Source organism: Agromyces sp. NDB4Y10 (genome assembly GCF_001620055.1).
Lineage (GTDB): Bacteria > Actinomycetota > Actinomycetes > Actinomycetales > Microbacteriaceae > Agromyces > Agromyces indicus.
Map to the genome: position 1 here is coordinate 1 of NZ_LQGY01000056.1, position 23543 is coordinate 23543.

Annotated in this window: 25 protein-coding genes, 1 rRNA gene and 1 riboswitch; of the genes, 18 read left to right on the top strand and 8 right to left on the bottom strand. The window is 73.8% G+C overall.

The genetic code is table 11. The annotated features are described in order from the left end of the window. Positions 1-4: 4 nt before the first annotated feature. The 3 genes from rrf to AVP42_RS13360 all read left to right on the top strand — a co-directional run bounded on the left by rrf (position 5) and on the right by AVP42_RS13360 (position 2515). Positions 5-121, top strand: a 5S ribosomal RNA gene (gene rrf / locus AVP42_RS13350). A 95-nt stretch (positions 122-216) separates the two neighbouring features. Further along, entirely contained in the window at positions 217-2091 is a 1875-nt protein-coding gene (locus tag AVP42_RS13355) for a thioredoxin domain-containing protein (RefSeq protein ID WP_067949862.1), read from the top strand. Between the two features lie 16 nt (positions 2092-2107). Beyond that, positions 2108-2515: a DUF3054 domain-containing protein gene (locus AVP42_RS13360; RefSeq protein ID WP_082847274.1), complete on the top strand. Its 408-nt coding sequence runs from the start codon at positions 2108-2110 to the stop codon at positions 2513-2515. A gap of 3 nt (positions 2516-2518) precedes the next feature. Here AVP42_RS13360 and AVP42_RS13365 read toward each other — a convergent pair whose 3' ends face one another. Next, the gene (locus tag AVP42_RS13365; protein WP_067949864.1) at positions 2519-2851 is read right to left on the bottom strand and encodes a hypothetical protein; all 333 of its coding nucleotides are present in this window, start codon (positions 2849-2851) and stop codon (positions 2519-2521) included. Positions 2852-2999: 148 nt separating this feature from the next. Here AVP42_RS13365 and AVP42_RS13370 point away from each other — a divergent pair, with 148 nt between their 5' ends. The 4 genes from AVP42_RS13370 (at position 3000) to AVP42_RS13385 (ending at position 7522) form a co-directional block, all read left to right on the top strand. Next, complete coding sequence (locus AVP42_RS13370; protein ID WP_231878632.1) at positions 3000-4598, top strand: methyltransferase; 1599 nt, start codon at positions 3000-3002, stop codon at positions 4596-4598. A gap of 85 nt (positions 4599-4683) precedes the next feature. Next, positions 4684-5619 (top strand): DnaJ domain-containing protein, encoded by a 936-nt coding sequence (locus AVP42_RS13375; protein WP_067949869.1) that lies wholly within the window; start codon positions 4684-4686, stop codon positions 5617-5619. Positions 5620-5666: 47 nt separating this feature from the next. Further along, entirely contained in the window at positions 5667-6944 is a 1278-nt protein-coding gene (locus AVP42_RS13380) for a M18 family aminopeptidase (RefSeq protein ID WP_067949996.1), read from the top strand. A 95-nt stretch (positions 6945-7039) separates the two neighbouring features. Next, the gene (locus AVP42_RS13385; protein ID WP_067949871.1) at positions 7040-7522 is read left to right on the top strand and encodes a rhodanese-like domain-containing protein; all 483 of its coding nucleotides are present in this window, start codon (positions 7040-7042) and stop codon (positions 7520-7522) included. A gap of 37 nt (positions 7523-7559) precedes the next feature. Here the strand turns inward: AVP42_RS13385 and AVP42_RS13390 are convergent, their stop codons facing one another. Then, on the bottom strand, positions 7560-7751 hold the full coding sequence (locus AVP42_RS13390) for a hypothetical protein (protein ID WP_067949873.1): 192 nt from the start codon (positions 7749-7751) through the stop codon (positions 7560-7562). Positions 7752-7823: 72 nt separating this feature from the next. Further along, positions 7824-9200: an L-serine ammonia-lyase gene (locus AVP42_RS13395; RefSeq protein WP_067949875.1), complete on the bottom strand. Its 1377-nt coding sequence runs from the start codon at positions 9198-9200 to the stop codon at positions 7824-7826. A gap of 280 nt (positions 9201-9480) precedes the next feature. Here AVP42_RS13395 and AVP42_RS13400 point away from each other — a divergent pair, with 280 nt between their 5' ends. Both AVP42_RS13400 and AVP42_RS13405 read left to right on the top strand, forming a co-directional pair. Then, the gene (locus AVP42_RS13400) at positions 9481-10584 is read left to right on the top strand and encodes a ThuA domain-containing protein (protein ID WP_082847275.1); all 1104 of its coding nucleotides are present in this window, start codon (positions 9481-9483) and stop codon (positions 10582-10584) included. An 82-nt stretch (positions 10585-10666) separates the two neighbouring features. Continuing rightward, positions 10667-11221 carry a GNAT family N-acetyltransferase gene (locus tag AVP42_RS13405; RefSeq protein WP_067949879.1) on the top strand — a complete coding sequence of 185 codons (555 nt, stop codon included), beginning with the start codon at positions 10667-10669 and terminating at the stop codon, positions 11219-11221. Positions 11222-11244: 23 nt separating this feature from the next. Here the strand turns inward: AVP42_RS13405 and AVP42_RS13410 are convergent, their stop codons facing one another. The 3 genes from AVP42_RS13410 to AVP42_RS13420 form a co-directional block, all read right to left on the bottom strand. Further along, entirely contained in the window at positions 11245-11865 is a 621-nt protein-coding gene (locus AVP42_RS13410) for a CoA-binding protein (RefSeq protein ID WP_067949881.1), read from the bottom strand. Further along, on the bottom strand, positions 11862-13187 hold the full coding sequence (locus AVP42_RS13415) for an O-acetylhomoserine aminocarboxypropyltransferase/cysteine synthase family protein (RefSeq protein WP_067949883.1): 1326 nt from the start codon (positions 13185-13187) through the stop codon (positions 11862-11864). Before AVP42_RS13415 ends, AVP42_RS13410 begins: the two co-directional genes overlap by 4 nt. Before the next feature lie 145 nt (positions 13188-13332). Next, complete coding sequence (locus AVP42_RS13420) at positions 13333-13893, bottom strand: cysteine hydrolase family protein (protein WP_067949884.1); 561 nt, start codon at positions 13891-13893, stop codon at positions 13333-13335. Positions 13894-13986: 93 nt separating this feature from the next. Here AVP42_RS13420 and AVP42_RS13425 point away from each other — a divergent pair, with 93 nt between their 5' ends. From AVP42_RS13425 to AVP42_RS13455, 7 genes are all read left to right on the top strand, one after another. After that, positions 13987-14277: an antibiotic biosynthesis monooxygenase gene (locus AVP42_RS13425; protein ID WP_067949886.1), complete on the top strand. Its 291-nt coding sequence runs from the start codon at positions 13987-13989 to the stop codon at positions 14275-14277. Further along, entirely contained in the window at positions 14274-15443 is a 1170-nt protein-coding gene (locus tag AVP42_RS13430) for an FAD-dependent oxidoreductase (protein ID WP_067949888.1), read from the top strand. Before AVP42_RS13425 ends, AVP42_RS13430 begins: the two co-directional genes overlap by 4 nt. A gap of 71 nt (positions 15444-15514) precedes the next feature. After that, positions 15515-15581, top strand: a riboswitch (guanidine-III (ykkC-III) riboswitch). Positions 15582-15592: 11 nt separating this feature from the next. Beyond that, positions 15593-15922 (top strand): multidrug efflux SMR transporter, encoded by a 330-nt coding sequence (locus AVP42_RS13435; protein WP_067949890.1) that lies wholly within the window; start codon positions 15593-15595, stop codon positions 15920-15922. A 157-nt stretch (positions 15923-16079) separates the two neighbouring features. Beyond that, positions 16080-16511, top strand: coding sequence for a hypothetical protein (locus AVP42_RS13440; protein WP_067949892.1), 432 nt, complete (start codon positions 16080-16082; stop codon positions 16509-16511). Continuing rightward, on the top strand, positions 16505-16738 hold the full coding sequence (locus tag AVP42_RS13445) for a helix-turn-helix transcriptional regulator (RefSeq protein WP_067949894.1): 234 nt from the start codon (positions 16505-16507) through the stop codon (positions 16736-16738). Before AVP42_RS13440 ends, AVP42_RS13445 begins: the two co-directional genes overlap by 7 nt. Then, entirely contained in the window at positions 16735-17736 is a 1002-nt protein-coding gene (locus tag AVP42_RS13450; protein ID WP_067949896.1) for an NAD(P)-dependent alcohol dehydrogenase, read from the top strand. Before AVP42_RS13445 ends, AVP42_RS13450 begins: the two co-directional genes overlap by 4 nt. Continuing rightward, positions 17733-18794: an NAD(P)-dependent alcohol dehydrogenase gene (locus tag AVP42_RS13455; RefSeq protein ID WP_082847276.1), complete on the top strand. Its 1062-nt coding sequence runs from the start codon at positions 17733-17735 to the stop codon at positions 18792-18794. Before AVP42_RS13450 ends, AVP42_RS13455 begins: the two co-directional genes overlap by 4 nt. Here AVP42_RS13455 and AVP42_RS13460 read toward each other — a convergent pair. Then, positions 18770-19768 carry a YeiH family protein gene (locus tag AVP42_RS13460; protein ID WP_067949998.1) on the bottom strand — a complete coding sequence of 333 codons (999 nt, stop codon included), beginning with the start codon at positions 19766-19768 and terminating at the stop codon, positions 18770-18772. The two genes, AVP42_RS13455 and AVP42_RS13460, sit on opposite strands and share 25 nt — an antisense overlap. Next, on the bottom strand, positions 19765-21450 hold the full coding sequence (locus AVP42_RS13465; RefSeq protein ID WP_082847277.1) for a dolichyl-phosphate-mannose--protein mannosyltransferase: 1686 nt from the start codon (positions 21448-21450) through the stop codon (positions 19765-19767). The genes AVP42_RS13460 and AVP42_RS13465 overlap by 4 nt, the downstream gene beginning before the upstream one ends. 52 nt (positions 21451-21502) lie before the next feature. Between AVP42_RS13465 and rsmI the strand changes: the two genes are divergently transcribed. Together rsmI and AVP42_RS13475 are read left to right on the top strand one after the other, a co-directional pair. Continuing rightward, a complete protein-coding gene (gene rsmI, locus AVP42_RS13470) occupies positions 21503-22330 on the top strand; it encodes a 16S rRNA (cytidine(1402)-2'-O)-methyltransferase (RefSeq protein WP_067949898.1) in 828 nt (275 codons plus the stop codon). A gap of 104 nt (positions 22331-22434) precedes the next feature. After that, the gene (locus AVP42_RS13475; RefSeq protein WP_067949900.1) at positions 22435-23541 is read left to right on the top strand and encodes an NADP-dependent oxidoreductase; all 1107 of its coding nucleotides are present in this window, start codon (positions 22435-22437) and stop codon (positions 23539-23541) included. Positions 23542-23543: the final 2 nt, after the last annotated feature.

A 23543-nucleotide genomic window follows, 5' to 3' on the forward strand; every position in this document is an offset into this window, starting at 1 on the left:
GAGTTTCGGCGGCCATAGCGCGAGGGAAACGCCCGGACACATTCCGAACCCGGAAGCTAAGACTCGCAGCGCCGATGGTACTGCAGGGGCGACCCTGTGGGAGAGTAGGACACCGCCGGACATACTTCACGGAAGAGCCGCCCAGAGTTGGGCGGCTCTTCTGCATTTAACCCGTGAGGTCCTGACGAGCGCCCGCGGGATGCCTAGGCTGGGTCGATGGGGAACCGACTCGGCGACGCGCTCAGCCCGTACCTGCGAGCCCACGCCGGCAATCCGGTCGACTGGTATCCGTGGGGCGAAGCCGCCTTCGAGGAGGCGCGACGGCGGGACGTGCCCGTGCTCGTCTCCGTCGGCTACGCCACGTGCCACTGGTGCCACGTCATGGCGCGCGAGAGCTTCAGCGATCCCGAGATCGCCCGCGTGCTCAACGACCGGTTCGTCGCCATCAAGGTCGACCGCGAAGAGCACCCCGACGTGGACGCGAGCTACCTGGCCGCGGCATCCGCCTTCACCAGGGATCTCGGCTGGCCGCTCACCGTGTTCACCCGGCCCGACGGCCGGACGTTCTACGCGGGCACGTACTTCCCGCCCCGGGCCGTCCAGGGCATCCCGTCGTTCGCCGACGTGCTCGCCGCGGTCGACGAAGCCTGGCGGGAGCGGCGCGAGGACCTCGATCGGACGGCGGACGCCGTCGGCGAGGCGCTCACCGCGGCATCCGTCGCCCGCACCGAAGGCGACCTGCCCGGCCGTGCCGCGCTCGAGCAGGCGGTCGCCGCCCTCGCGCAGGGGGAGGACCGGCAGTTCGGCGGATTCGGGAGCGCCCCGAAGTTCCCCGTGGCGCCGGTGCTCGCCTTCCTCACCCGAGCCGGCGGCGACGCGCGCGAGCTCGCCGCCCGGACCCTCCGCCGCATGGGCGCGTCGCCGCTCCGCGACCCGGTCGAGGGCGGCTTCTTCCGCTACGCCACCCGGGCGGACTGGAGCGACCCGCACTACGAGCGCATGCTCACCGACAACGCGCTCCTGCTCTCGGTCACCGCCGAACTCGCCACCGGACGGGACGCCCCGGCGTTCGCCGAGTCACTGGCGGGTGGCCTCATCGACTTCCTCATCGAGCGGATGCAGCTGCCGAGCGGTGGGTTCGCGAGCGCCCAGGACTCGGAGAGCGTGATCGACGGGCAGCGCAGCGAAGGCGGCTACTACCGCCGGGATGCCGCCGGGCGCGCCGAGCTCGAACCGCCCGCGCTCGACGCGAAGGTCCTCACCGGCTGGAACGGGCTCGCCATCGGCGCCCTCGCCCGCGCGGGATCGGTGTTCGGTGATGCACGCGCGATCTCGGCCGCGGGCCGCGCCGCCGACTTCGTGCTGGCCACCCACCTGCAGGCGAACGGACGCCTTGCCCGGGCCTCGCTCGACGGCGAGCTCTCGGACGCGGTCGCCACCCTCGAGGACACGGGGATGCTGGCGGGCGGCCTGATCGCGCTGTCCACGGCGACCGGCGACGTGCGGTACGCGACCACGGCGCGCGAGCTGGTCGACGCGGCGGCCGCGGCATCCGGTGACGACGACGCGTTCGCCGCGCCGGGCGGACCCGACCCGGTGCTCCGCGCGCGGGGTCTCGCGCTTCCGGCCGACCCGGCCGAGGGGGCCGCCCCGTCCGGCATGACGGCCTGCGCCGCGGCAGCCTTCGAGCTCTTCGCGCTCGGTGCCGGGGACCGCTACCGCGATCTCGCCGAGCAGGCCATGCGCTCCGTCGCGGGCATCGCGGTGCAGCGTCCGATCGCCTTCGGCGGCGCGCTCGAGGTGATGACCCGACTGGCCACCCCGTTGGTGCAACTCGTCACCGTGACGAGCGACGGGACCGATGCGCGCGACGGGGAGCTCGTCCGCGTCGCGCGGCGGCAGGCGGCATCCGTCTCGGCGTTCGTCACCGAAGCCCAGGCGAGGGGCTTCGCGGAGGCCGGCTTCGAGCTGTTCGACGGGCGGACCGCCCGCGACGGCGGCGGGGCGGCGTACCGCTGCCGCGCGTTCGTGTGCGCGCTGCCCGTGTCGACGGGCGAGGAACTCGCCGCGCTCGGCGACGCCGAACCCTGATCCGTACGATGGACGGGTGACCACGACCGACGCGCGCGCCCGGACCGCGCCCGCCCGAATCGCGCTCGCGGCGGTCGTCGATGCCGTGCTCATCGTGGCGTTCGCGATCGCCGGCCGGTCGAGCCACGCCGAAACGCTCGACGCGGCCGGGATCTGGGCCACCGCATGGCCGTTCCTGGTCGGCGGGGCCGCGGGGTGGCTCGCCGCACGGGCATGGCGACGGCCGACGGCGCCGTGGCCGACCGGCGTCGCGGCGTGGGTCGGCGCGGTCGCGATCGGCATGCTGCTGCGCGCGGCCAGCGGTCAGGGCACCGCGGTGCCGTTCGTCATCGTCGCGACGCTGACGCTCGGGATGCTCCTCGTCGGCTGGCGCGCCGTGGCCGCCCTCGTCGCACGGCAACGAGCACGCCGCGCGGCGGGCTGAACCTCACCAGGTCGAGGGCACCCGCTCGAGCATGCTCCACACCGCGCGGCTCAGCTCGGGGTGGTCGAGCGCGATGTCGCGGAGCACCTCGAACTCGAAGCGCGCCACGTCGCCGCGCCGAGCGGTCGGATGATAGGCGCGCGCTCGGGCCGGGCTCCAGCGCTCGGAGTGCAGCCGCTCCTCGCGGAGCGTCGCGACGACCTGCTCGTCCACCGACGGCAGCTCCGGGAGGAAGGTCCAGGGGTCCTCGCCCATGCGGCAGCGCAGCTCGATGAGCGCGGCGAGTTCGTCGCGTGCGTCCTGTCGCAGGCGTTCCAGCGTCGTCGGCTCCGCCATGATGCGACCTCCCCTCGCTCGTCCGATGGTAACCGACCGTACGCGGCGCGTGTGTCGGCGGGGTTACGCGCCGACGTCCGGCATTGACGGCGGATGTCGCTCAGATGACGATCCGGGAACGTCGCGGCCGGCTGGTTGAATGGGGGGCGTGAGCACCGACCCCGCGCCTCCCGGCGTCCCCGCCGACGGACCGGACCTCGGCGCGGTCGACGCCCTCGCGCGCGACCTCGCCGCCGCCCGGTTCACCGTTTCCGCGATCGAGGCGCTGTGGGACCGCGGCGCCCGGTCCGACGCGACGCACCCGGGATCGGCGCTCCGCCGCGGACACCGCGTGCCCGCGCTGCGCGCCCTCGAGCACGCCGCATCCGACGAACAGGGCCTCGCGACGCTCGTGCGCTGCTTCGTGCTCGGGATGCCGGTGGCATCCGACGCCCTCGCCTCGGCACTGCCGGCCCTGGACCTCGACGGCGCCGAGCGACTCGGCCTCGTCGCGGTCGACGGCGAGGTCGCCTCGCCGCGAGTCGACCTGCGGCCGTACGCCTTCGGCGACACGGGCGGCGAGGTGGAGTGGTGGATCGCCTCGGACCTCGGGGAGCTCGCCACGGGCGGCGCGCTGCCGGAGGAGTACGTCCTCGGCGTCGGCGGCGCCTCCCTGACCCTGAGCGGGCTGCTCCTGCCGCAGCATGTCGAGGCGACGCTCGACCTCGGGACGGGCTGCGGCATCCAGGCGATGCACGCGGCGCGGTTCAGCGACCGCGTCGTGGCGACGGATGTCTCGGAGCGGGCGCTGCGCTTCGCCCGGCTCAACCTCGCGCTCAATCGGATCGAGCGCGTGGAGCTGCGCCTCGGCAGCCTGTTCGAGCCGGTGTCCGGCGAGCACTTCGACCGCATCGTGTCCAACCCGCCGTTCGTCATCACGCCGCGACGCGACGGCGTGCCCGTGTACGAGTACCGCGACGGCGGCATGGTCGGCGACGGGCTCGTCGAAGCGGTCCTCCGCGGGACGGCCCAGCACCTGCGCCCCGGCGGCGTCGCCCAGCTCCTCGGCAATTGGGAGTACCGGCGGACCGCGGACGGCCTCGCCGACGGGCTCGAGCGGGTCACCGGCTGGCTCGCCGAAGTGGGACTCGAGTACTGGGTCGTCGAGCGCGAACGGCAGGACCCCGGCGAGTACGCCGAGACGTGGATCCGCGACGGCGGCACGCGGCCGGGCACGCCCGGGTTTGAGGCGATGTACTCGGCCTGGCTCGACGACTTCGCCGCCCGCGGCGTCGAATCGGTCGGGTTCGGATACCTCCTGCTCCGGCGGCCCGCGGCGAACGCGACGCCGCGGCTCGCCCGCGCGGAGCGCCTCCACGGATCGCTCGGCGAGGGCTCGGGCGGGTTGGCGTCGCACCTGGCCGACTGCCTCGCCGCCATGGACCGCATCTCCGGACTCGACGACGTCGGCCTGCGGGCGGTCCGGATCGCCGTCGCGCCCGACGTCACCGAGGAGCGGCACCACTGGCCGGGCGCCGAGCAGCCGGCCGTCATCCTGCTGCACCAGGGCGGCGGGTTCGCCCGCACGGTCGACGCGGGCACGGGTCTCGCGGCGCTCGTCGGCGCCGCCGACGGGGAGCTGCCGGGCGGCGTCCTCTCCGACGCGATCGCCCAGCTGCTGGAGGTGGATCCGACCGAGCTGTGGGAGGAGCTCGGCCCGGCCGTGCGCGAGCTCGTCGCCGGCGGGTTGCTGCGACCCGTCGGCTGAGCGGGCGCGGCCCCCGGGGCGACCGCATTCGGCGTGCTTCCGGCGGGCGGCGGTATTCTCGTGCTCGCCCACCGAAAGCGAGCCCATGCCCGACAGCCCCCTCTCCGCCTCCCCGTACGAGGTGCTCGGCGTGCCCGCCGATGCGGATGCCGCCCAGCTCCGCCTGGCGTACCGCCGCGCCCTGCGGCACGCCCACCCCGACACAGGTGGCGACGCGGCCAGGTTCCATGCCGTGCAGGCCGCGTGGGAGCTCGTCGGCACGCCCGAGGCGCGCGCCGCATTCGACCGGGGCGTCCGTACGACGGCGCCCTCGGACGCCCCGCACGACCCGTTCGCGCCGGCCGCTCCGCGGCCCCGCCGCGACTCGCGGCCGCTCGCGCGCTCGTACGGGCACCCCGGCGGGTTCTCGCGCGAGCAGTACCTCGCGCTTATCCGCGAGTGGGCGGGCCGCGGCGTCACGCTCGACGACCCGTACGACCCGGCGCTCGTGCGGAGCGCGCCGCGCGACATCCGTCACGTGCTCGCCGACGCGCTCGCCGAGGAGGAGACGGCCCGCGCGCTCTCGACGCTCGGCATCGCGTACACCGTCTGGCACGACCTCGCGACGGACGCCGGCGGACCGGGGCTGCCGCCGAAGCTCGACCACCTCGTGCTCGGCCCCACCGGGCTCATCGCGATCCAGTCCGAGGACTGGGGTGGTCCGGTCGCGCTGAAGCGCGGCGAACTCGTCGGCGACGCGCTCGCCGGCGAACGGCCGATCCGCGCGCTCGCCGCCCGGGCCAAGGCCGTCACCCGGCCGGCGAAGGTGAAGCCGACCGCGCTCCTCGTGGTCGTGCCCGACGAGCACGCCGCGGTGCCCCTCGAGGTGGGCGGCACGAACCGCGGCGCCGCGGTCGCCCTCGTGCGCCGGTCGCGGCTCGCGAGCGCCATCCGCGACGGGATCCCCGGGTCGCCGCAGCTCGGCGGCGTGGACTCCATGGAGGTGCGCGCGCGGCTGCAGGCCACGGTGCGCTTCGCCTGATCGCGTCCCGACGTGCGGCGCCCGTGGGGGAGGATGGGGGGATGGGCATGCCTGACGTCGACGCGTACATCGAGGACTTCACCGCATTCGTGACGGCATCGCCGTCGTCGTACCACGCCGCCGCCGAGGTCGCGCGGCGGCTGGAGGCCGCCGGGTTCGAGCGGCTCGACGAGCGGGACGCCTGGCCGACGGGCGCGGGCCGCCGGGTCGTGGTGCGCGACGGCGCCGTCATCGCCTGGGTGCAGCCCGAGTCGGCGGGCGCCACGACCCCGTTCCGGATCGTCGGCGCGCACACGGACTCACCGTCGTTCAAGCTCAAGCCGAACCCGTCGAGCGCGGCGGCCGGACTGTCGCAGGCGAACGTGGAGGTCTACGGCGGCCCGCTGCTGAACTCCTGGCTCGACCGCGAGCTGCGCCTCGCGGGACGCCTCGTCACCCGCGACGGCGCCGAGCACCTCGTCGCGACCGGGCCGCTGCTGCGGATCCCGCAGCTCGCGATCCACCTCGACCGCGGCGTCAACGCCGACGGGCTCACCCTCGACAAGCAGCGGCACGTGCAGCCGATCTGGGGCGTGGAGGGCGGCCCCGAGCCGGCCGACATCGTCGCGCACCTGGCCGGACTCGCGGGCGTGACGCCCGAGGACGTCGTCGGCCACGACGTGCACGTCGTCGATGCGGCCGCTCCGGCGCGCTTCGGTCGGGGCGACGTGTTCCTCGCCTCCGGCCGCATGGACAACCTCAGCTCGGTGCACGCGGGCCTCACCGCCCTGCTCGATGCCCCGGCCGACGCCGGTCACGTGAGCGTGCTCGCCGCGTTCGACCACGAGGAGCTCGGCTCCGAGTCCCGTTCGGGCGCGAGCGGCCCCTTCCTCGACGACGTGCTCGCCCGCATCGGCGCCGGACTGGGAGCCGGCGTGGAGGAGCGCCGCCGCGCGTTCGCCGCGTCGTGGCACGTCTCGAGCGATGCTGGTCACGCCGTGCACCCGAACTACCCCGAGCGACACGATCCGGTGAACCGTCCGGTGCTCGGCGGCGGGCCGCTGCTGAAGCTCAACGCCAACCAGCGCTACGCGACGGATGCCGCGGGCTCGGCCCTATGGGCGGAGGCCTGCCGCGCGGCCGGCGCGGGCATGCAGCCCTTCGTGTCGAACAACGCCATCCCGTGCGGCTCGACCATCGGTCCGCTCACGGCCACGCGCCTCGGCATCCGCACGGTCGACGTCGGCCCGCCGTTGCTGTCCATGCACTCGGCTCGCGAACTGGCGCACGTCGACGACCTCGCGGCGCTCGGCGCGGCGCTCGGCGCCTTCCTGTCGCACGCCTGACCGGCGGGCCGCCTGACCCGAGGTTGGCGGGATCTCGCGCAATCTCGGCGCGAACCGCGCCGACGCCGTCGGCCCGCGGGTGCGAGCATCGAGGCATGACCTCGACGCTCCCCGCACCCGCACTCTTCGATCACGCCGCCGCACCGGAGGAGGCCGCGCGCCACTTCCGGGCGCGCCTCGGCTTCGAGACCGACGTCTCGGACGTCGCCGCGGCGCTCGCCGCCGACGAACCCGGCTTCGTGCTCGTCGACACCCGCAGCGAGGCGGCGTGGTCGGCGGGGCGGATCCCCGGCGCCGTGCACCTGCCCGGTCGGCGGATCGCGGAGGCGGCGCCGGAGCTCATCGCCCCCGGCACCCCGGTGGTCGTCTACTGCTGGGGGCCGGGCTGCAACGGCGCCACGCGCGCCGCCCTCGCCTTCGCCACCCTCGGCCATCCCGTCAAGGAGATGCTCGGCGGGTTCGAGTACTGGGCGCGCGAGGGCTTCGCGGTCGAGCGCGACGGCGGCACGGAGCGGCATCCGCTCGACCCCCTGACGAACGTCGCGGCGGCGGCGGACGCCGTCGAGTGCGCCTGCTGACCGGCGTCGTCCGGCGGGCAGGCGCACGCGGCATCCGTCAGCGCAGCGGCCCCCGGCGGGATTCGAGCCAGAGAGTGTGCTCGCGCAGGCCGTTGCGCACGGCCGCCTTGACGATGAGATAGCCGATCCAGAGGCTGAGGGCGATCGTCGCGAAGTAGACGATCACGCCGATCAGCAGCGCGAAGGTGCTGACGCCGGCGACGACGTCGGGGTCGATGTTCGGGTCCACCCCGTTACCTTGGCAGAGCGAGCGGCCAGAGAGAAGGGACCCGTCCGGGGGACACCCGCGCGGGGTCCGGCGTCAGCACTCGATGACGTTGACCGCGAGGCCGCCCTCGCTGGTCTCCTTGTACTTCGTCATCATGTCGATGCCCGTCTGCCGCATGGTCTCGATCACGGTGTCGAGGGAGACGACGTGCGTGCCGTCGCCGTGCAGGGCCAGTCGCGCGGCGGACACGGCGGTCGACGCCGCGATGGCGTTGCGCTCGATGCACGGCACCTGCACGAGCCCGGCCACCGGGTCGCACGTGAGGCCGAGGTGGTGCTCCATGGCGATCTCGGCGGCGTTCTCGATCTGGCGCGGGGTGCCGCCGAGCACCGCGCAGAGCGCGCCGGCGGCCATGGCGCACGCCGAGCCGACCTCGGCCTGGCAGCCGCCCTCGGCGCCCGAGATCGAGGCGTTCTTCTTCACGAGGCTCGCGATCGCGGCCGCCGTGAGCAGGAAGCGGCGGATGCCTTCCTGGTCGGCGCCGGGCACGAAGCGCAGGTAGTAGTGGCCGACGGCGGGGATGATGCCGGCCGCGCCGTTCGTGGGCGCGGTCACGACGCGGCCGCCCGACGCGTTCTCCTCGTTGACCGCGAGCGCGAACGCGTGGAGCCATTCCGTGGAGGTGTCGCGGACGTGCTCGTCGCGGTCGTACTCCTCGAGCCGGCGCCGGACCTCGGGGGCGCGGCGCTTCACCTTGAGGATGCCGGGGAGCACGCCCTCGGTGCGCAGGCCGTGGTCGACGCACTCGGCCATCGCGGCCCAGATGGCGTCGAGCCCCGCGACGATGCCCGCCTCGCCGTGCACGGCGACCTCGTTGCGCCAGGCCACGTCGCAGAAGCTCACGTCGTGCGCGTCGCACAGGTCGAGCAGCTCGGCCGCGGTCGAGTAGGGCAGCGGATGCCGCAGCGCCTCCGCCTGCTCCGGGGCGTCGCCCTCGCGGCGGATGAAGCCGCCGCCCACCGAGTAGTAGGTCTCCTCGGCGAGGGGGAGTGCGTCGTCGTCGCCCCACGCCTGCAGCGTCATGGCGTTCGGGTGGCCGGGCAGGCGCGTGCGCGGCTCGAGGGAGACGTCGTCCCGGGTCATGGAGATCGGGTGCGTGCCGGCGAGCCGGACCTCGGCCCCGCCGGGGCCGAGCCTCGACCAGGCCCCGCGCACGTCGTCGGGGTCGCAGTCGTGCGGCGCGAGGCCGGCGAGGCCCGCGACGACCGCGTCGGGCGTGCCGTGGCCGAGTCCGGTCGCGCCGAGCGAGCCGTACAGGGAGCAGCTGACCCGCCGGACCCGCTCGAGCGTGCCGTTCGCCTGGAGCGTCTCGACGAACGTCCGAGCGGCCCGCATCGGCCCCACCGTGTGGGAGCTGGAGGGCCCGATCCCGATCGAGAAGAGGTCGAGGGCTGAGACGAACGCTGTCACCAGTCCAGCCTACGTCGCAGCACGCGCACGGTTCCCCCGATCGATCGAAGAATCGTGCGCGCACCCGCGATCCGACTGCGGATGCCGCTGTGCCGACCGAGCAGGTGCTTTTAACGGCGAACGGCAGAAGTTGTGCATCGGACCGACAGGTATTCACGCCAGCCGTTGACATCCGCTCGCCGTCGGGAATAGGGTCGGCTGCGACAAGATATGTCGTCGCGTGCAACATATTGATTCGCTCCGGCGGCATCGGTCCGTACTCGAAGGGGAGAAACGACCTATGAAGCAACATGTCCAACGCGCGGTGACCGGGCTCTGCGCCGCGGGAGTCGCGCTCGGCCTCGGCGTCGTCGCCATGCCCGCGCAGGCCGCCGACGACGACTACCGCGTGCTCGTCGTGGGCGAGACGCTCGGCTTCCGGCACTCGCACATCGACGACACCACCAACGCGATCATCGCCCTCGGCGAGGAGCACGGGTTCGCCGTCGACGTGTGGGATCCGCCGCAGGGCACCTCGCCGGGCCAGCCGTCGCTGACGCTGCCCAGCACGCCGTTCACGAGCACGGCCGACCTGTCGAAGTACGCGACGATCATCTTCGCCTCGCCGGTCGACGCCACGAACAACCTCGACCCCAACCGGCCCCGCCTGCTGGACGACACCGAGCTCGCCGCGTTCCAGGGCTACATCCGCGGCGGCGGCGGCTACGTCGGCCTGCACGCCGCGACGGACTCGATGCACACGGTGCCGTGGTACAGCGAGCTCACGGGCGGCAGCGCGCGCTTCCGCAACCACCCGGCGCAGCAGACCGCGACCATGCGCGTCGAGAACCCGTCGCACCCCTCGACCGAGATGCTGCCGACCGAGTGGGTGCGCTTCGACGAGTGGTACAACTTCACGACCAACCCGCGTGAGGACGTGCACGTGCTCATCACGCTCGACGAGTCGACCTACAACCCCGGCAGCGGGCGGATGGGCGCGGACCACCCGATCGCGTGGTGCCACAACTTCGAGGGCGGCCGCTCGTGGTACGAGGGCGCCGGGCACACCGACGCGTCGTGGCACGACCCGCTCTTCCTCGAGCACATCCTCAAGGGCATCGAGTGGACCGCGGGCGTCGTGACCGGCGGCGGCGACTGCGTCACGTTCAACGAGGTGGGCGAGATCGTCGGCGGCCTCGGCGACGGATCCGTCCGCGTCGACAAGCTCGGTGCCGACGTCACGGCCTACCTCGACGCCGCCGAGGCGGCGGCCGACGCGGGCGACCACGCGGGTGCCATCGCGGTGCTCCGCCAGGCGAAGGGCAAGGCGCACGGCCTGCAGGACGAGGTCCTGGTCTCCAAGATCGCCGACCTCATCGAGTGGCAGGAGGGCCTGCTCTCCTGAGCAGGACCGGCCGGTCGTGGCCCCGGGCGTCTCGCCCGGGGCCACGGCCGTCACCCAGCCGGCGCGGCGTAGACTCGTGCGGATGTCCGTGAACGATTCCGCCGGGGTGCGCATCCGCCTCATGCGCGACGACGAGGCCGCCTCGGTCGGCCGCCTCGTCCGCCAGGCGTACGCCGGCGACTACGAGCTCTCCGAGGACTACCTCGCCGAGATCGAGGCCGTCGCCGACCGGGCGCGCGACCACGAGGTGTGGGTCGCCGAGGATGCCGCGTCCGGCGCGCTGCTCGGCACCGTCACCACGCCGCGGCCCGGGGAGCGCCTCTCCGCCGTCGCCCGCGACCGGGACGAGCTCGACTTCCGCTTCCTCGGCGTCGCCGCGGCGGCGCGCGGACGCGGGGTGGGCGAGCAGCTGGTGCACCACGTGACCGCGCTCGCGGCGGACCGCGGCCTCCGCCGCGTCGTGCTGAACACCGGGCCGCAGATGATCGCCGCCCAGCGGCTCTACGAGCGTCTCGGCTTCGAGCGGCTGCTCGAGCGGGAGTTCACCTTCGAGCGTCCCGACGGAACGAGCATCCTCATCTGGGCCTACGGCCGCGACGTCGATGCCGACGCCGGTCGCGCCGCGCACGCCGCCTGACCCGCCCGGACGCGGATCGTTCCTCAGCGCCCGCCGCGGCGGCTCGTGATCTGGCCGGTGTCGAACCCGAGCAGGTGCAGGCCCCCGTGGAAGCGGGCGTGCTCGACCTTGATGCACCGGTCCATGACGACCGTGAGCCCCTGCTCCTCGCCCTGGTAGGCAGCCTCCTCGTTCCAGATGCCCAGCTGCACCCAGATCGTCTTCGCGCCCGCTGCGACGACCTCGTCGACCACCGAGGGGATGTCGCTGCCGCGCCGGAACACCACCACGATGTCGGGCACCTCGGGCAGGTCCGTCAGGCTCGCATAGGCGGGCTGCCCGAGGATCTCGGTCTCGTTGGGGTTCACGAAGTACACGCGGTAGTCGCTCGACTGCTGCAGGTACGTGCCCACGAAGTAGCTCGAGCGCTGCGGCTTCGGCGACGCGCCGACGATCGCGACCGACCTCGCGGCGTTGAGGATCCGCTGCCGCTGCCTCGCGTCGGGGCCGATCCACGTGCGCTGCGACTTCAGCAGCTTCGCGAGCGGCGAGCTCGCGGGCAGTTCGCACGAGAGGCCGTTGACGAGGCGCACGGTCTCGACGTCGCCGGCCGCGGCATCCGTCGTCTCGGCGCCGGACGTGTCGAGGTCGACGGCGGTGCTCATCGCGTGCCTCCGATCGTGGCGCCGGCGACCGCGAGGCCCGCGGTCGCAGCCGAGAGGGCCTGGTCGAGGTCGGCGATGATGTCGTCGACATCCTCGATGCCGACCGAGAGCCGCACGACACCGGGCAGCACGCCCGCATCGACGAGCTGCTGGTCGGTGAGCTGCGCGTGCGTGGTCGATGCCGGGTGGATGATCAGCGTCTTCGCGTCGCCGATGTTCGCCAGGTGGCTCGCGAGGTTCACCGACTCGATGAGCTTCTGGCCGACCGCGCGGCCGCCCTTCACCTCGAAGCTGAACACCGAGCCCGGACCCTTCGGGAGGTACTTCGCGGCGCGCTCGAAGTGCGGGTGGTCGGGCAGCCCCGCCCAGAACACGCGCTCGATGCGCGGGTCGGCGTCGAGCCACTCGGCCACCACGCGTGCGTTGTCGACGTGCGCCTGGATGCGGTACGGCAGCGTCTCGACGCCCTGGGCGAGGAGGAACGCGCTGTGCGGCGCGAGCGCCGGGCCGATGTCGCGCAGCTGCTCGGCGCGCAGGCGGGTGAGGAACGCGTACTCGCCGAAGTTGCCCGACCACTGCAGCCCGCCGTAGCTCGGCACGGGCTCGCCGAACAGGGGGAACTTCTCGCTGTGCCAGTCGAACCGGCCCGACTCGACCACGACGCCGCCGAGGGTCGTGCCGTGCCCGCCGAGGAACTTGGTCGCCGAGTGCGTGACGAGGTCGGCGCCCCACTCGATGGGACGGTTGAGGTACGGCGTCGCGATCGTCGAGTCGACGATGAGCGGGATGCCGTGCGCGTGCGCCACATCGGCGAGCCCCTCGAGGTCGGCGACCTCGCCCGACGGGTTCGCGATCGTCTCGACGAACAGCGCCTTGGTGCGCTCGGTGATCGCCGGCGCGTAGTCGGCCGGGTCGGACGAGCGCACGAACGTCGTCTCGACGCCGAAGCGGCGGAGCGTGACATCCAGCTGGGTGATCGAACCGCCGTAGAGGTTCGCGGAGGCCACGATGTGGTCGCCCGCGCCCGCGAGGCTCGCGAAGGTGATGTACTGCGCCGACAGGCCGCTCGCCGTGGCGACCGCGCCGAGCCCGCCCTCGAGGCTCGCGACGCGCTCCTCGAACGCCGCGACAGTGGGGTTCGCCAGGCGGGAGTAGATGTTGCCGTACTTCTGCAGCGCGAAGCGCGCCGCCGCATCGGCCGTGTCGTCGAAGACGAAGGCGCTCGACTGGTAGATCGGGAGCGCACGGGCGCCCGCCTCGGCGTCGGGGATGTTGCCCGCGTGGATGGCGCGGGTCTTGAAGCCGTATTCGCGGTCTGCCATGGGGCCACGGTAGTCGGCCGGGCTGCGGCATCCGCTCGTCGCCGTAACGAGAGGCAACGGATGCCGCGTGGCCGGCGGCGTCCCGAGGGGACGCGACTCGCCGCCGGCTGCGGCGTCGATGCGGCGTGTCGCGTCCCCTCGGGAATCACCCGGCGAGCACGTCGTCCGTCGCGACCACGCGCGCGAACCCGCCGCCGTCGAGGTTCACCGCGGTCGCCCGCGCGAGCTCGGCGGCCGTCAGGCGGAGGCCGCCCGGGCCGGCCATGTCGAACGTGTGGGTCGCGTCGATGGGCAGCGTCACGTCGTAGCCGAGGTTGCCGCCCATGCGCGCGGTCGTCTCCACGCACTGGTTCGTCTGGATGCCGCAGACCACGAGCTGACGGATGCCGCGCTCGTCGAGCCACGCCTTGAGGTCGGGCTCGCCGTAGAACGCCGAGTTCACGTGCTTCGTGACGAAGAGGTCGTGCGGCGCGTCGGCGACGACCGGCTTCAGTGCGTTGCCGGGGGAGCCGGGCCGGAGGGGCGACCCGGGCTCGCGCGAGTCGTGCCGGACGAGCACGATCGGCCGCGCGGCATCCACCCACGCCTGCACGAGCCGGGCGATGTTCGCCTCGGCGTCCGGGTTGTCGCGGTCGCCCCAGTACGGGTCGTCGAATCCCTGCTGCACGTCGATCACGATGAGGGCGGCGGTGTCGTCGAAGTCCATGGGTCCATCGTGACGGGCGGCCCGGCGCCGTGCCCGGCCCACGCCTGCCATTCCTCGGCGAGCGGCTGCCAACGGCGCGGTAGCGTGGGCCGGATGATCCTCGAGCACGCCATCCTCCCCGTCGTCCCGGGCCGCGAGGCCGAGTTCGAGGCGGCCTTCGCCGAGGCGCGGCCCATCATCTCGTCGATGCCCGGGTTCGTCGACCTGCGCCTGTCGCGGTCGGTCGAGACCCCGAACGAATACCTGCTGCTCGTGCACTGGGAGCGCCTCGAGGACCACGATCCGGGGTTCCGCGGCTCGCCCGAGTATGCGCGCTGGCGGGAGCTGCTGCACGGGTTCTACGATCCGTTCCCCGTCGTCGAGCACTTCCGGGACGTGGCATGACCGCGGTCGCTCGCGTCGAGACGGTGGTGGTCGGCGGCGGGGCGATGGGCGCGGCGACCGCCTGGCAGCTCGCGCGCCGCGGCCGCGAGGTGGCCCTGCTCGAGCGCTTCGAGCCGGGGCACCGCAACGGCGCCTCGCACGGCGCCTCGCGGAACTTCAACGTCGCGTACGACGATCCCGTCTACGTGCGACTGCTTGTCGAGGCGCTCCCGCTGTGGCGGGAGCTGGAGGCCGAGTCGGGTACCCGCCTGCTCGACCTCGTCGGGGTCGCGAACCACGGTCACGGCGCTCACTTCGACGACGTGCACGCCGCGCTCGCCGCGGCCGGCATCCCGGCCGAGTTCCTGCCCGTCGAGGAGGCCGGGCGCCGCTGGCCCGGCATCCGCTTCGACACGCGCGTGCTGTTCAACGAGCGGGCCGGGCGGGTCGACGCGGATGCCACGGTCGCGGCGCTCCACGCGACCGCCGCTGCCGCGGGGGCCGACGTGCGGCATCGCACGCGGGCGACGCGCATCGAGGTCGTCGATGACGCGCGCGTTCGCGTGAGCTGCACGACCGACGCCGGCGAGGAGCTCTTCGAGGCGCGGACCGCGGTCGTGACGCTCGGCGCATGGACCGCGAAGCTCGTCGGCGGGCTCGCCCTGCCGCGGCTCGTGGTCACCCAGGAGCAGCCCGCGCACTTCGCCGTGCGCGACGAGTCGGTCGCGTGGCCGAGCTACAACCACTTCCCGGGCGCCGCGGCCGACGGCTACGCGTACTGGCGCTCGCCGGTCTACGGCATGCTGACGCCGGGCGAGGGCGTGAAGGCCGGATGGCACGGCGTCGGCCCCGTCGTCGACCCCGACGCACGCGACTTCCTGCCCGTGCCCGACCAGCTCGCCGACCTGCAGCGCTATGCGCGCGAATGGCTCCCGGGCGTCGACGCCGACACGGTGGACCCGATCAGCTGCACCTACACGACGACGCCCGACGAGCACTTCGTGCTCGACCGCATCGGGCCCGTCGTCGTGGGCGCCGGATTCTCGGGGCACGGGTTCAAGTTCACGCCCGTCGTCGGGCGGATCCTGGCGGATCTCGCCGACGGCGCCGGGCCGGCGCCGGACCGGTTCCTGGCTGGCAGGGCGATCTCGGCGGGGTCGTCGCCGACCGGGCTCGCGGGGCGCTGAGGCGCCGCCGCGCGACCTCCGCCGGCCGTCTGCTGCACAGGCCGTGATCAGGGGCGCTTGCTAGCCTCGGATGAGGTCGCCGAGGGGCGGCCCCGGACGAGGGAACCCAGTACCCGGAGCGCGACAAGACTGGCCGAAGGAGTGCCGTCATGTCGTGGATCGTCCTCATCCTCTCCGGTGTGCTCGAGGCCGTGTGGGCCACCGCCCTCGGCCGGTCCGAGGGGTTCACCCGGCTCTGGCCGTCGGTCGTGTTCGGCGCGACGCTCGTGCTCTCGATGGGCGGGCTCGCCTGGGCGATGCGCGAGATCCCCGTGGGCACGGCGTACGCCGTGTGGGTCGGCATCGGCGCCGCGCTCACGGTGATCTGGGCGATGGTCACGGGCGAGACGGATGTCTCGTGGGCCCGTCTCGCGCTCATCGCGGGCCTCGTCGGCTGCGTCGTCGGCCTGAAGCTCGTCGACGGCGGCGCCGGGCACTAGCGCCCCGCGCTGCCGCGGCGGGGCCGGGCCGGGCGGACGCACGCGGCGACGCGACGGCGCCGGCCCCACGGCATCCGCTGTGTCAAGCATGCTTGACACGGTGTCGGGAATGGTTGACACTGGGCGTGTCAAACATTCTTCACATCGGAGGAAGCGGATGTCATACGAGGAGAAGGGCACGTGGTCGTTCCTCGTGGTCGCGATCGCGGGGTACGCGGTGTACCTCTGGCTCGTGCTCTCCCAGATCGTGGGCGGCACGCCCGTCGACGAGGTCGACTACGCGATCCCCATGCTCTGGACCATCGGCGGCGCCGTCGTGGCCGGCATCGTCGCGCGCATCGCAATCGAGATCGCGAGCCCCAGCGAGAGCACCCGCGCCGACGTGCGCGACCGGCAGATCGACCGGGCCGGCGAGCAGGTGGGCAACTCGCTCGTGGTGATCGCGGGCATCGGCGCGCTCGTGCTCGCCATGCTGCAGGTGCACTGGTTCTGGATCGCCAACGCGATCTACCTCGGCTTCGTGCTCTCGGCGGTGCTCGGAAGCCTCGCGAAGCTCGCCATGTACCGCCGGGGGTTGCCCGCATGGTGAAGCCGACGCGGGTCACGAACGACATCCGCACCCTGCGGTTCCGGCACGGCGAGATGACCCAGGCCGAGCTCGCGCAGCGGCTCGGGGTCACCCGCCAGACCGTCATCGCCATCGAGCAGGGGCGCTACTCGCCGTCGCTCGAGATGGCCTTCCAGATCGCCCGGGTGTTCGGGGTGCCGCTCGACGAGGTCTTCCAGTACCCCCATGAGGAGGTGTCGGCATCATGAGGATCGCCGCCTACCACCGGTACGGATCGCCCGACGTCGTCGGGATCGAGGAGCGGGAGCAGCCCGAGCCCGGGCCGGGCGAGGTGCGCGTGCGGGTGCACGCGGCATCCGTCGGGGCATCGGATGCCGCAGGCCGGGCGGGTTCGCCCTGGTTCGCCCGGCTCGCCTTCGGGCTGCGTCGACCCCGCAACGCCGTGCTCGGATCGGACTTCGCCGGCGTCGTCGACGCGGTCGGCGCCGACGTGACGCGGTTCGCCGTCGGCGACCGGGTCTTCGGCGCGACGGGCGCCGACGGCGGCGCGCACGCCGAGGCCGTCGTCGTGAGCGAGCAGGGCGCGATCGTGGCGCTGCCCGACGGCGTCACGGCGTCGCAGGCCGCCGCGATCTGCGACGGCGCCATGACCGCGCTGCCCTTCCTCCGCGACGGCGGCCGGCTGCGGCCCGGCATGCGCGTGCTGGTCAACGGCGCGTCGGGCGCGGTCGGCTCCGCGGCGGTGCAGCTCGCCGCCCGGCTCGGCGCCGAGGTGACCGGCGTGTGCGGCCCTGGGCACGCCGACCTCGTCTCGCGACTCGGCGCGCAGCGGGTCATCGACTACATGCGCGAGGACCCGATGCGCCCCGCGGACGGCACGACGTACGACCTCGTGTTCGACGCGGTGGGGGCGAGTTCGTTCCGGCGGGCGCGCCGCGTGCTCGTCGACGGCGGTCGCTACCTCACCACCGTGCCGTCCTGGGCGCTCATGCCGCAGCAGCTCACGTCGCGGCTCGGGCGGCGTCGCGCCGTCATCATGTTCACCGGGCTCCGGTCGGCCGAGGCGAAGCGCCCCGACCTCGAGGAGCTCGCGGCGCTCACGGCATCCGGCCGATTCGCGCCGCTCGTCGATCGGATCCTCCCGCTCGACGCCGTCGCCGAGGCCCACGCCGTCGTCGACACCGGACACAAGGCCGGCACGGTCGTGATCGCGCCCGTGCCCGAACCACAGGAGGCATCATCATGAAGGCGCTCACCCAGATCGGATACGGAGGCCCCGAGGTCCTCGTCGTCGCCGAGGTGCCCGATCCGGCGCCACCGGGCCCCGGACAGGTGGCGATCGAGGTCCATGCGGCGGGCGTCCACGCCGGCGACGTGTGGATCATGCGAGGCGAGCCGCTCATGCTCCGCGCCGTCTTCGGTCGGAAGCGGCCGAAGCAGCCCGTCGGACGCGACGTCGTCGGGGTCGTCAGCGCCGTCGGCGAGGGCGTCACGACCCTCGCGGCCGGCGACCGCGTGTTCGCCGAGTCCGACCAGGGCGGCTTCGCCGAGACCGCGGTGGTGGATGCCGCCTACGTGCGCCGGGCCCCGGCGAACCTCGACGACGCGCACGCCGCGGTGATCCCCGTCTCGGGCACGACCGCGTTGCAGGGGCTGCGCCTCGGCGGCGTGGCATCCGGCGACCGCGTGCTCGTGATCGGCGCGAGCGGCGGCGTCGGCACGTTCGCCGTGCAGCTCGCGGCCGCGCTCGGCGCGGAGGTCACGGGCGTCGCGAGCGCCGCCAAGGCCGACCACGTCCGCGCCGCCGGGGCGACGCACGTCCTCGACCGGCACACCGAGGACCCGACCACCGGGAGCGCCCGGTACGACGTCATCCTGGATCTCGCGGGCGCGCACCCGATCCGTGCGCTGAAGCGGATCCTCACGCCGCGCGGCACGCTCGTGCTCTCCTCGGGCACCGGCTCGCGGGTGCTCGGGCCGATCCCGAGGATGGCGGCCGCCACGCTCATGTCGCCGTTCACGCGCCGGCGCCTGAAGCCCCTCGTCGCACGTCGCAGCGGCGACGACCTCGACGAGCTCCGTCGGCACGCCGAGGCGGGGCGGCTGCGACCCGTAGTCGACGAGGTCGTCCCGTTCGACCGGGCGGCCGAGGCGATCGCACGCCTCCAGTCCGGTGGGGTCCGGGGCAAGGTCGCGATCCGGGTGCGCGACGACCGGTCGGCGCCGGATGCCGCGGGCGCGTCAGCGGACGCCGCGGGAGGCACCGCACGTCGCCCGGCTCAGCCGAGCAGCACGGCGCCGTAGGCGAGCGCGGCGACGAGCGCCCACGACGAGAGCCCGACCACGAGCGCGCGCCAGCCGGTGTGCAGCAGCGCACCCACGCGGATCGACGAGCCGAGTGCGAAGAGCGCCATGGCGAGCAGGGTCGTCTGCACCACCTCCGCGGCGCCGAGCAGCGCCTCGGGCAACGGCACGAACGTGCGGAGCAGCACCGCGGCGAGGAAGCCGACGACGAAGAGCGGCACGATGGCGGGGCGCGGGCCCGCGGCATCCGTCACCCGGCGCCGCTCGACGCTCGCCGCGATCGCGACCATCGGGGCGAGCAGCAGCACCCGGGTGAGCTTCACGACCACCGCGACCGCGAGGGCCGACGCGCCCGCCACCTGCGCCGTGGCGACGACCTGGCCGACGTCGTGCACGCCCGCACCCACCCAGTGCCCGAACTCGGCAGCCGTCAGGCCGAGCGGATGCCACAGCGCGGGCAGGACCGCGATCGCGAGCGTGCCGCACAGCGTCACGAGCGCCACCGGCACCGCCTGCTCCTCGTGCCGCGCCCGCACGGCACCGCCCATCGCGCCGATCGCCGAGGCGCCGCAGATCGCGAAGCCGCTCGCGACGAGCAGCGGTTCATGCCCGGGCAGGCCGACCGCGCGTCCGAGCCACCACGTGCCGGCGAACGTGAGGACGACCACGCCGATCGTCGTGAGCACCGTGACCCAGCCGAGCCCGACGATGTCGCCGAGTCCCAACTGGAGTCCGAGGAGCACGATTCCGGCGCGGAGCAGCGTGCGACCGCTGAACGCCAGGCCCGGCCGGAGCGCGCCGTCGAGCTGGGGCCGCACCCGCGGGACCTGGCCCGCGACGATGCCCGCCGCGACCGCGACGGTGAGCAGCGGCACGGCGGGCACTGCGAGGTGCACGAGCCAGGCGAGGACCGCGGCGAGCGCCGCGACGCCGACGCCCGGCATCCGCTCGCCCCATGCGGACGTGCGCGTCATCCCCACCCGGGCAGCCAGAAGTGCAGCTGCCGGAACTCCGGCGACGTCGGCATCGCGCTCCAGATCGGGAAGAAGAACGCGGAGACGACGAGGACCACCGCGAGGAACACCGCGACCGTGGCGATGCCCTGCTGGCGACGCCACCGCGGATCGTCGGGCCTGCCGAGGACGATGCCGAGCACGTACGTCAGGGCGAGGAGCACGAACGGCTCGTACGCGATCGTGTAGAAGTGGAACACCGTGCGCTCCACGTAGAGCAGCCACGGCAGGTACCCGGCCCCCACGCCGAGCAGGACGGCGCCCGCCTGCCACTCCCGGTACCGTGCGAAGCGGTAGACGAGGTACACCGAGGCGAGGGTGGCCGCCCACCAGATCAGCGGGTTCGCGATGCCGATGATGGACGACACGCACTCGCCCCCGCCGCAGCCGTCGACCTCGGCGTAGTACATGTTCGTCGGACGGAGCATGAGCGGCCACGTCAGCGGGTTCGCCTCCCACGGGTGGTCGGTTCGGACCCCCACGTGGTAGCCGTAGGCGGCCTGGTGGTAGTGCCACAGGCTCTGCAGCGGATGCGGCACCCAGGACCAGAACCCGGTGGCCGCATTCTCGGGCTGGTCGGCCCAGTCGCGGTAGTACCCGCCCGAGGTCACGAGCCAGCCGGTCCACGACGCGAGGTAGGTGGCGGCCGCGACGGGGACGAGCAGCAGGAACGTGACCGGCCCCTGCTTGAGGACCGCGCCCTCGACGAAGAACGGCAGCCCGGCGCGACGCCTCGCGAGCGCGTCGACGAGCACGAGGTAGACCCCCACCGCCGCCAGGAAGTACAGCCCCGACCACTTCACGGCGATCGCCGCGCCGAACGCGACGCCCGCCGCGACCACCCAGGGTCTCGCCCACACCACCGGACCCGACCGGGGCTCGGCGCCGTCGGCCCGCAGCGCCGCGAGCCGCGCGGAGAACCGGTCCTCGGTCTTCGCTCGATCGAGCAGCATGAACCAGAAGCCCAGCAGGCAGAACAGCATCAGCCAGTTGTCGAGCAGGCCCACGCGGCTCATGACGATGGCGTTGCCGTCGACCGCGAACAGCAGCCCGGCGATCACGGCGAGCAAGGTGGACCGGAACAGGATGCGGCCGACCATGGTCAGCGCGAACACCGCGACGACGCCGGCGAGCGCCGTCGACGCGCGCCACCAGAACGCGCTGTCGGCGCCGAAGAGCGCCATGCCGAGCCCGATCATCCACTTGCCGAGCGGCGGGTGGACCACGTACGACGGGTCGTCGGAGAAGACGTCGGTGTCGCCGCGCGCGAAGTCCTCGTTCGCGCCCTCGGGCCAGGCCGATTCGTAGCCGTTCGCGATGAGCGTCCACGCGTCCTTCACGTAGTACGTCTCGTCGAAGACGATCTCGTGGGGGTGGCCGAGGTTCCAGAAGCGCAGCAGCGCCGCGATGAGCGCGACCGCGATGGGGCCGCCCCAGTACCAGACGGCGCGCCGGCGGGGGGTGCGCGACAGGTGCGCCCAGCGTTCGTCGAGGCGCGACCCGCGCGGGCCGGGGTCGGTCGCGGGAGCGTCGACCGGGCCGGTCGCGGTCCCGGGCTCGGCCTCGGCGGCGCGCTCTGGCGGTTCCGGCGGGGTGACGGATGCGGCGTCGCGCGCGTCGGCGCCGACCCCGTTCGAACCCATGCGCCCCACTGTAGCCGCGCCCGCCGCGGCATCCGTGCGTCAGACTGGACCGGTGATCATCCTCGCGGCGACGCCCATCGGCAACCTCGGCGACGCCTCCGCACGGCTCCGGCAGGCGCTCGAGGACGCGACCGTCGTCGCCTCCGAGGACACCCGCGTGACCCAGCGGCTGCTCGCCGGCCTCGGCATCGCCAACCGGCCGAAGCTCATCGCCCTGCACGAGCACAACGAGCGGGCGCGCGCCGCCGACCTCGTCGAGCTCGCGCGCGACGGCGACCTGCTCGTGCTGAGCGACGCGGGCATGCCGACGGTGTCCGACCCGGGCTTCCCGCTGGTGCAGGCCGCGGTCGAGGCGGGCGTCGACGTGACGGCGATCCCGGGCCCGAGCGCGGTGATCACCGCGCTCGCCGTGTCGGGGCTGCCGACCGACCGCTTCGCGTTCGAGGGGTTCCTGCCGCGCAAGGCGGGCGAGCGGATGCGGCGGCTCGCCGACCTCGCCGCCGACCGTCGCACGCTCGTGTTCTTCGAGGCGCCGTCGCGGCTCGCGGCCACGCTCGGCGCGCTCGCCGAGGCGTTCGGCGACGACCGACCCGCCGCGGTCTGCCGGGAACTCACCAAGCTGCACGAGGAGGTCCGCCGCGGTCCGGTCGGCGAGCTCGCCGCCTGGGCTGCCGACGGCGTGCGCGGCGAGATCTGCATCGTGGTGGGCGGCGCCGCCGAGCCGGCTCCGGCCGATGCCGGCGAGGCCGTGGCGCGGGTCGTCGCGCTCGCGGCATCCGGTACCCGGTTGAAGGACGCCGCGGCCGCCGTCGCCGCCGAGACCGGCCTGGGGCGCCGCGACCTGTACGAGGCGGCGCTGGAGGCTCGTCGGGGCGACTGAACCTGCGAGTCCATTCGCTTGCATCGGAATCACAGGTGCTTCCCAAGCGCCTCCCACCGGCCGGACGCACGATGACCGTGACAACGGAGTCCGGGGAGGGCGTCATGGCCAAGGCAGTGCGGTTCAGTGAATTCGGCGGACCGGAGGTGCTCGAGATCCAGGAGATCCCGACGCCCGCACCCGGCCCGGGCGAAGTGCTCGTCGAGGTGTACGCCGCCGGGATCTCGCCCGTCGAGACGGCCGTGCGACTCGGCGACAACGCCGACCGGTGGCCGGTCGAGTTCCCCTCCGGACAGGGGCGCGAGTTCGCGGGCGTGGTCGCCCAGGTCGGGCCGGGCGTCACGCGGTTCCGCCGCGGCGCGGAGGTCATGGGCTACGTCGCCCGCGGTGCGCACGCCACGCACGTGGTCGTGCCCGAGACCCAGCTCCTGCCCAAGCCGATCTCGCTCTCGTGGGAGATCGCCGGGTCGCTCTACGTGGCCGGCACCACCGCCCTCGGCGCGGTCGAGGGCCTGAACCTCGGCGCGAACGACGTCGTCGTCATCACGGCCGCGGCCGGCGGCATCGGCTGCCTGGCGGCGCAGTTCGCGCGGGCTCGGGGCGCCGTCGTCATCGGCAGCACCACCGAGGAGCGGTTCGACTTCGTCCGGCAGTTCGGCGTGGTGCCGGTCTCCTACGGCCCGGACCTCGCCGTCCGCGTCCGCGCCGTCACCAGGGCGCCCGTCACCGCGTTCCTCGATTTCCTCGGCGGCGAGTCCGACGAGGCGGCCGCGCTCGGCGTGCCGTCCACGCGCGTGTTCACCACGACCGACTGGGGCGCCGTGGAGGACCACGACGCGGTGAAGCTCTACGCGGGCGACACCATCGCGCTCGCGCGCGTCGCGCAGCTCGTCGCCGACCGCCAGATCCGGCTCCCCATCGCCGACGTGTTCTCCCTGTCCGAGATCGCCGACGCGTACCGGCAGCTCGACCAGCGGGACTCGGCGGGCAAGATCGTCATCGGCATGAAGCTCGTCGACTACAAGGGGCAGAAGGTGCGGCCGTCCCGGCTCAAGCAGCAGGACGTCACCATCGGCGTCCCCACGCGGCACGAGCGCGTCAGCGTCGAGGGCGTGCTGCCGCCGGTGATCGGCGACGGCCGCGCGCGCCGGCTGCGCACGGGCTCGATCCCGCAGGTCGGGGCGCCCGCCGCGGCGGCGCCCGTGCGCTGATC

Coding starts and splice junctions, on each gene's coding strand:
- AVP42_RS13415 (WP_067949883.1), bottom strand. CDS start 13,187: ATGGCAGACCGCGAATACGGCTTCAAGACCCGCGCCATCCACGCGGGC.
- AVP42_RS13450 (WP_067949896.1), top strand. CDS start 16,735: ATGAGGATCGCCGCCTACCACCGGTACGGATCGCCCGACGTCGTCGGG.
- AVP42_RS13460 (WP_067949998.1), bottom strand. CDS start 19,768: ATGACGCGCACGTCCGCATGGGGCGAGCGGATGCCGGGCGTCGGCGTC.
- AVP42_RS13445 (WP_067949894.1), top strand. CDS start 16,505: ATGGTGAAGCCGACGCGGGTCACGAACGACATCCGCACCCTGCGGTTC.
- AVP42_RS13385 (WP_067949871.1), top strand. CDS start 7,040: ATGACCTCGACGCTCCCCGCACCCGCACTCTTCGATCACGCCGCCGCA.
- AVP42_RS13375 (WP_067949869.1), top strand. CDS start 4,684: ATGCCCGACAGCCCCCTCTCCGCCTCCCCGTACGAGGTGCTCGGCGTG.
- AVP42_RS13455 (WP_082847276.1), top strand. CDS start 17,733: ATGAAGGCGCTCACCCAGATCGGATACGGAGGCCCCGAGGTCCTCGTC.
- AVP42_RS13380 (WP_067949996.1), top strand. CDS start 5,667: ATGCCTGACGTCGACGCGTACATCGAGGACTTCACCGCATTCGTGACG.
- AVP42_RS13430 (WP_067949888.1), top strand. CDS start 14,274: ATGACCGCGGTCGCTCGCGTCGAGACGGTGGTGGTCGGCGGCGGGGCG.
- AVP42_RS13475 (WP_067949900.1), top strand. CDS start 22,435: ATGGCCAAGGCAGTGCGGTTCAGTGAATTCGGCGGACCGGAGGTGCTC.
- AVP42_RS13425 (WP_067949886.1), top strand. CDS start 13,987: ATGATCCTCGAGCACGCCATCCTCCCCGTCGTCCCGGGCCGCGAGGCC.
- AVP42_RS13405 (WP_067949879.1), top strand. CDS start 10,667: ATGTCCGTGAACGATTCCGCCGGGGTGCGCATCCGCCTCATGCGCGAC.
- AVP42_RS13420 (WP_067949884.1), bottom strand. CDS start 13,893: ATGGACTTCGACGACACCGCCGCCCTCATCGTGATCGACGTGCAGCAG.
- AVP42_RS13465 (WP_082847277.1), bottom strand. CDS start 21,450: ATGGGTTCGAACGGGGTCGGCGCCGACGCGCGCGACGCCGCATCCGTC.
- AVP42_RS13435 (WP_067949890.1), top strand. CDS start 15,593: ATGTCGTGGATCGTCCTCATCCTCTCCGGTGTGCTCGAGGCCGTGTGG.
- AVP42_RS13440 (WP_067949892.1), top strand. CDS start 16,080: ATGTCATACGAGGAGAAGGGCACGTGGTCGTTCCTCGTGGTCGCGATC.
- AVP42_RS13355 (WP_067949862.1), top strand. CDS start 217: ATGGGGAACCGACTCGGCGACGCGCTCAGCCCGTACCTGCGAGCCCAC.
- AVP42_RS13365 (WP_067949864.1), bottom strand. CDS start 2,851: ATGGCGGAGCCGACGACGCTGGAACGCCTGCGACAGGACGCACGCGAC.
- AVP42_RS13400 (WP_082847275.1), top strand. CDS start 9,481: ATGAAGCAACATGTCCAACGCGCGGTGACCGGGCTCTGCGCCGCGGGA.
- AVP42_RS13410 (WP_067949881.1), bottom strand. CDS start 11,865: ATGAGCACCGCCGTCGACCTCGACACGTCCGGCGCCGAGACGACGGAT.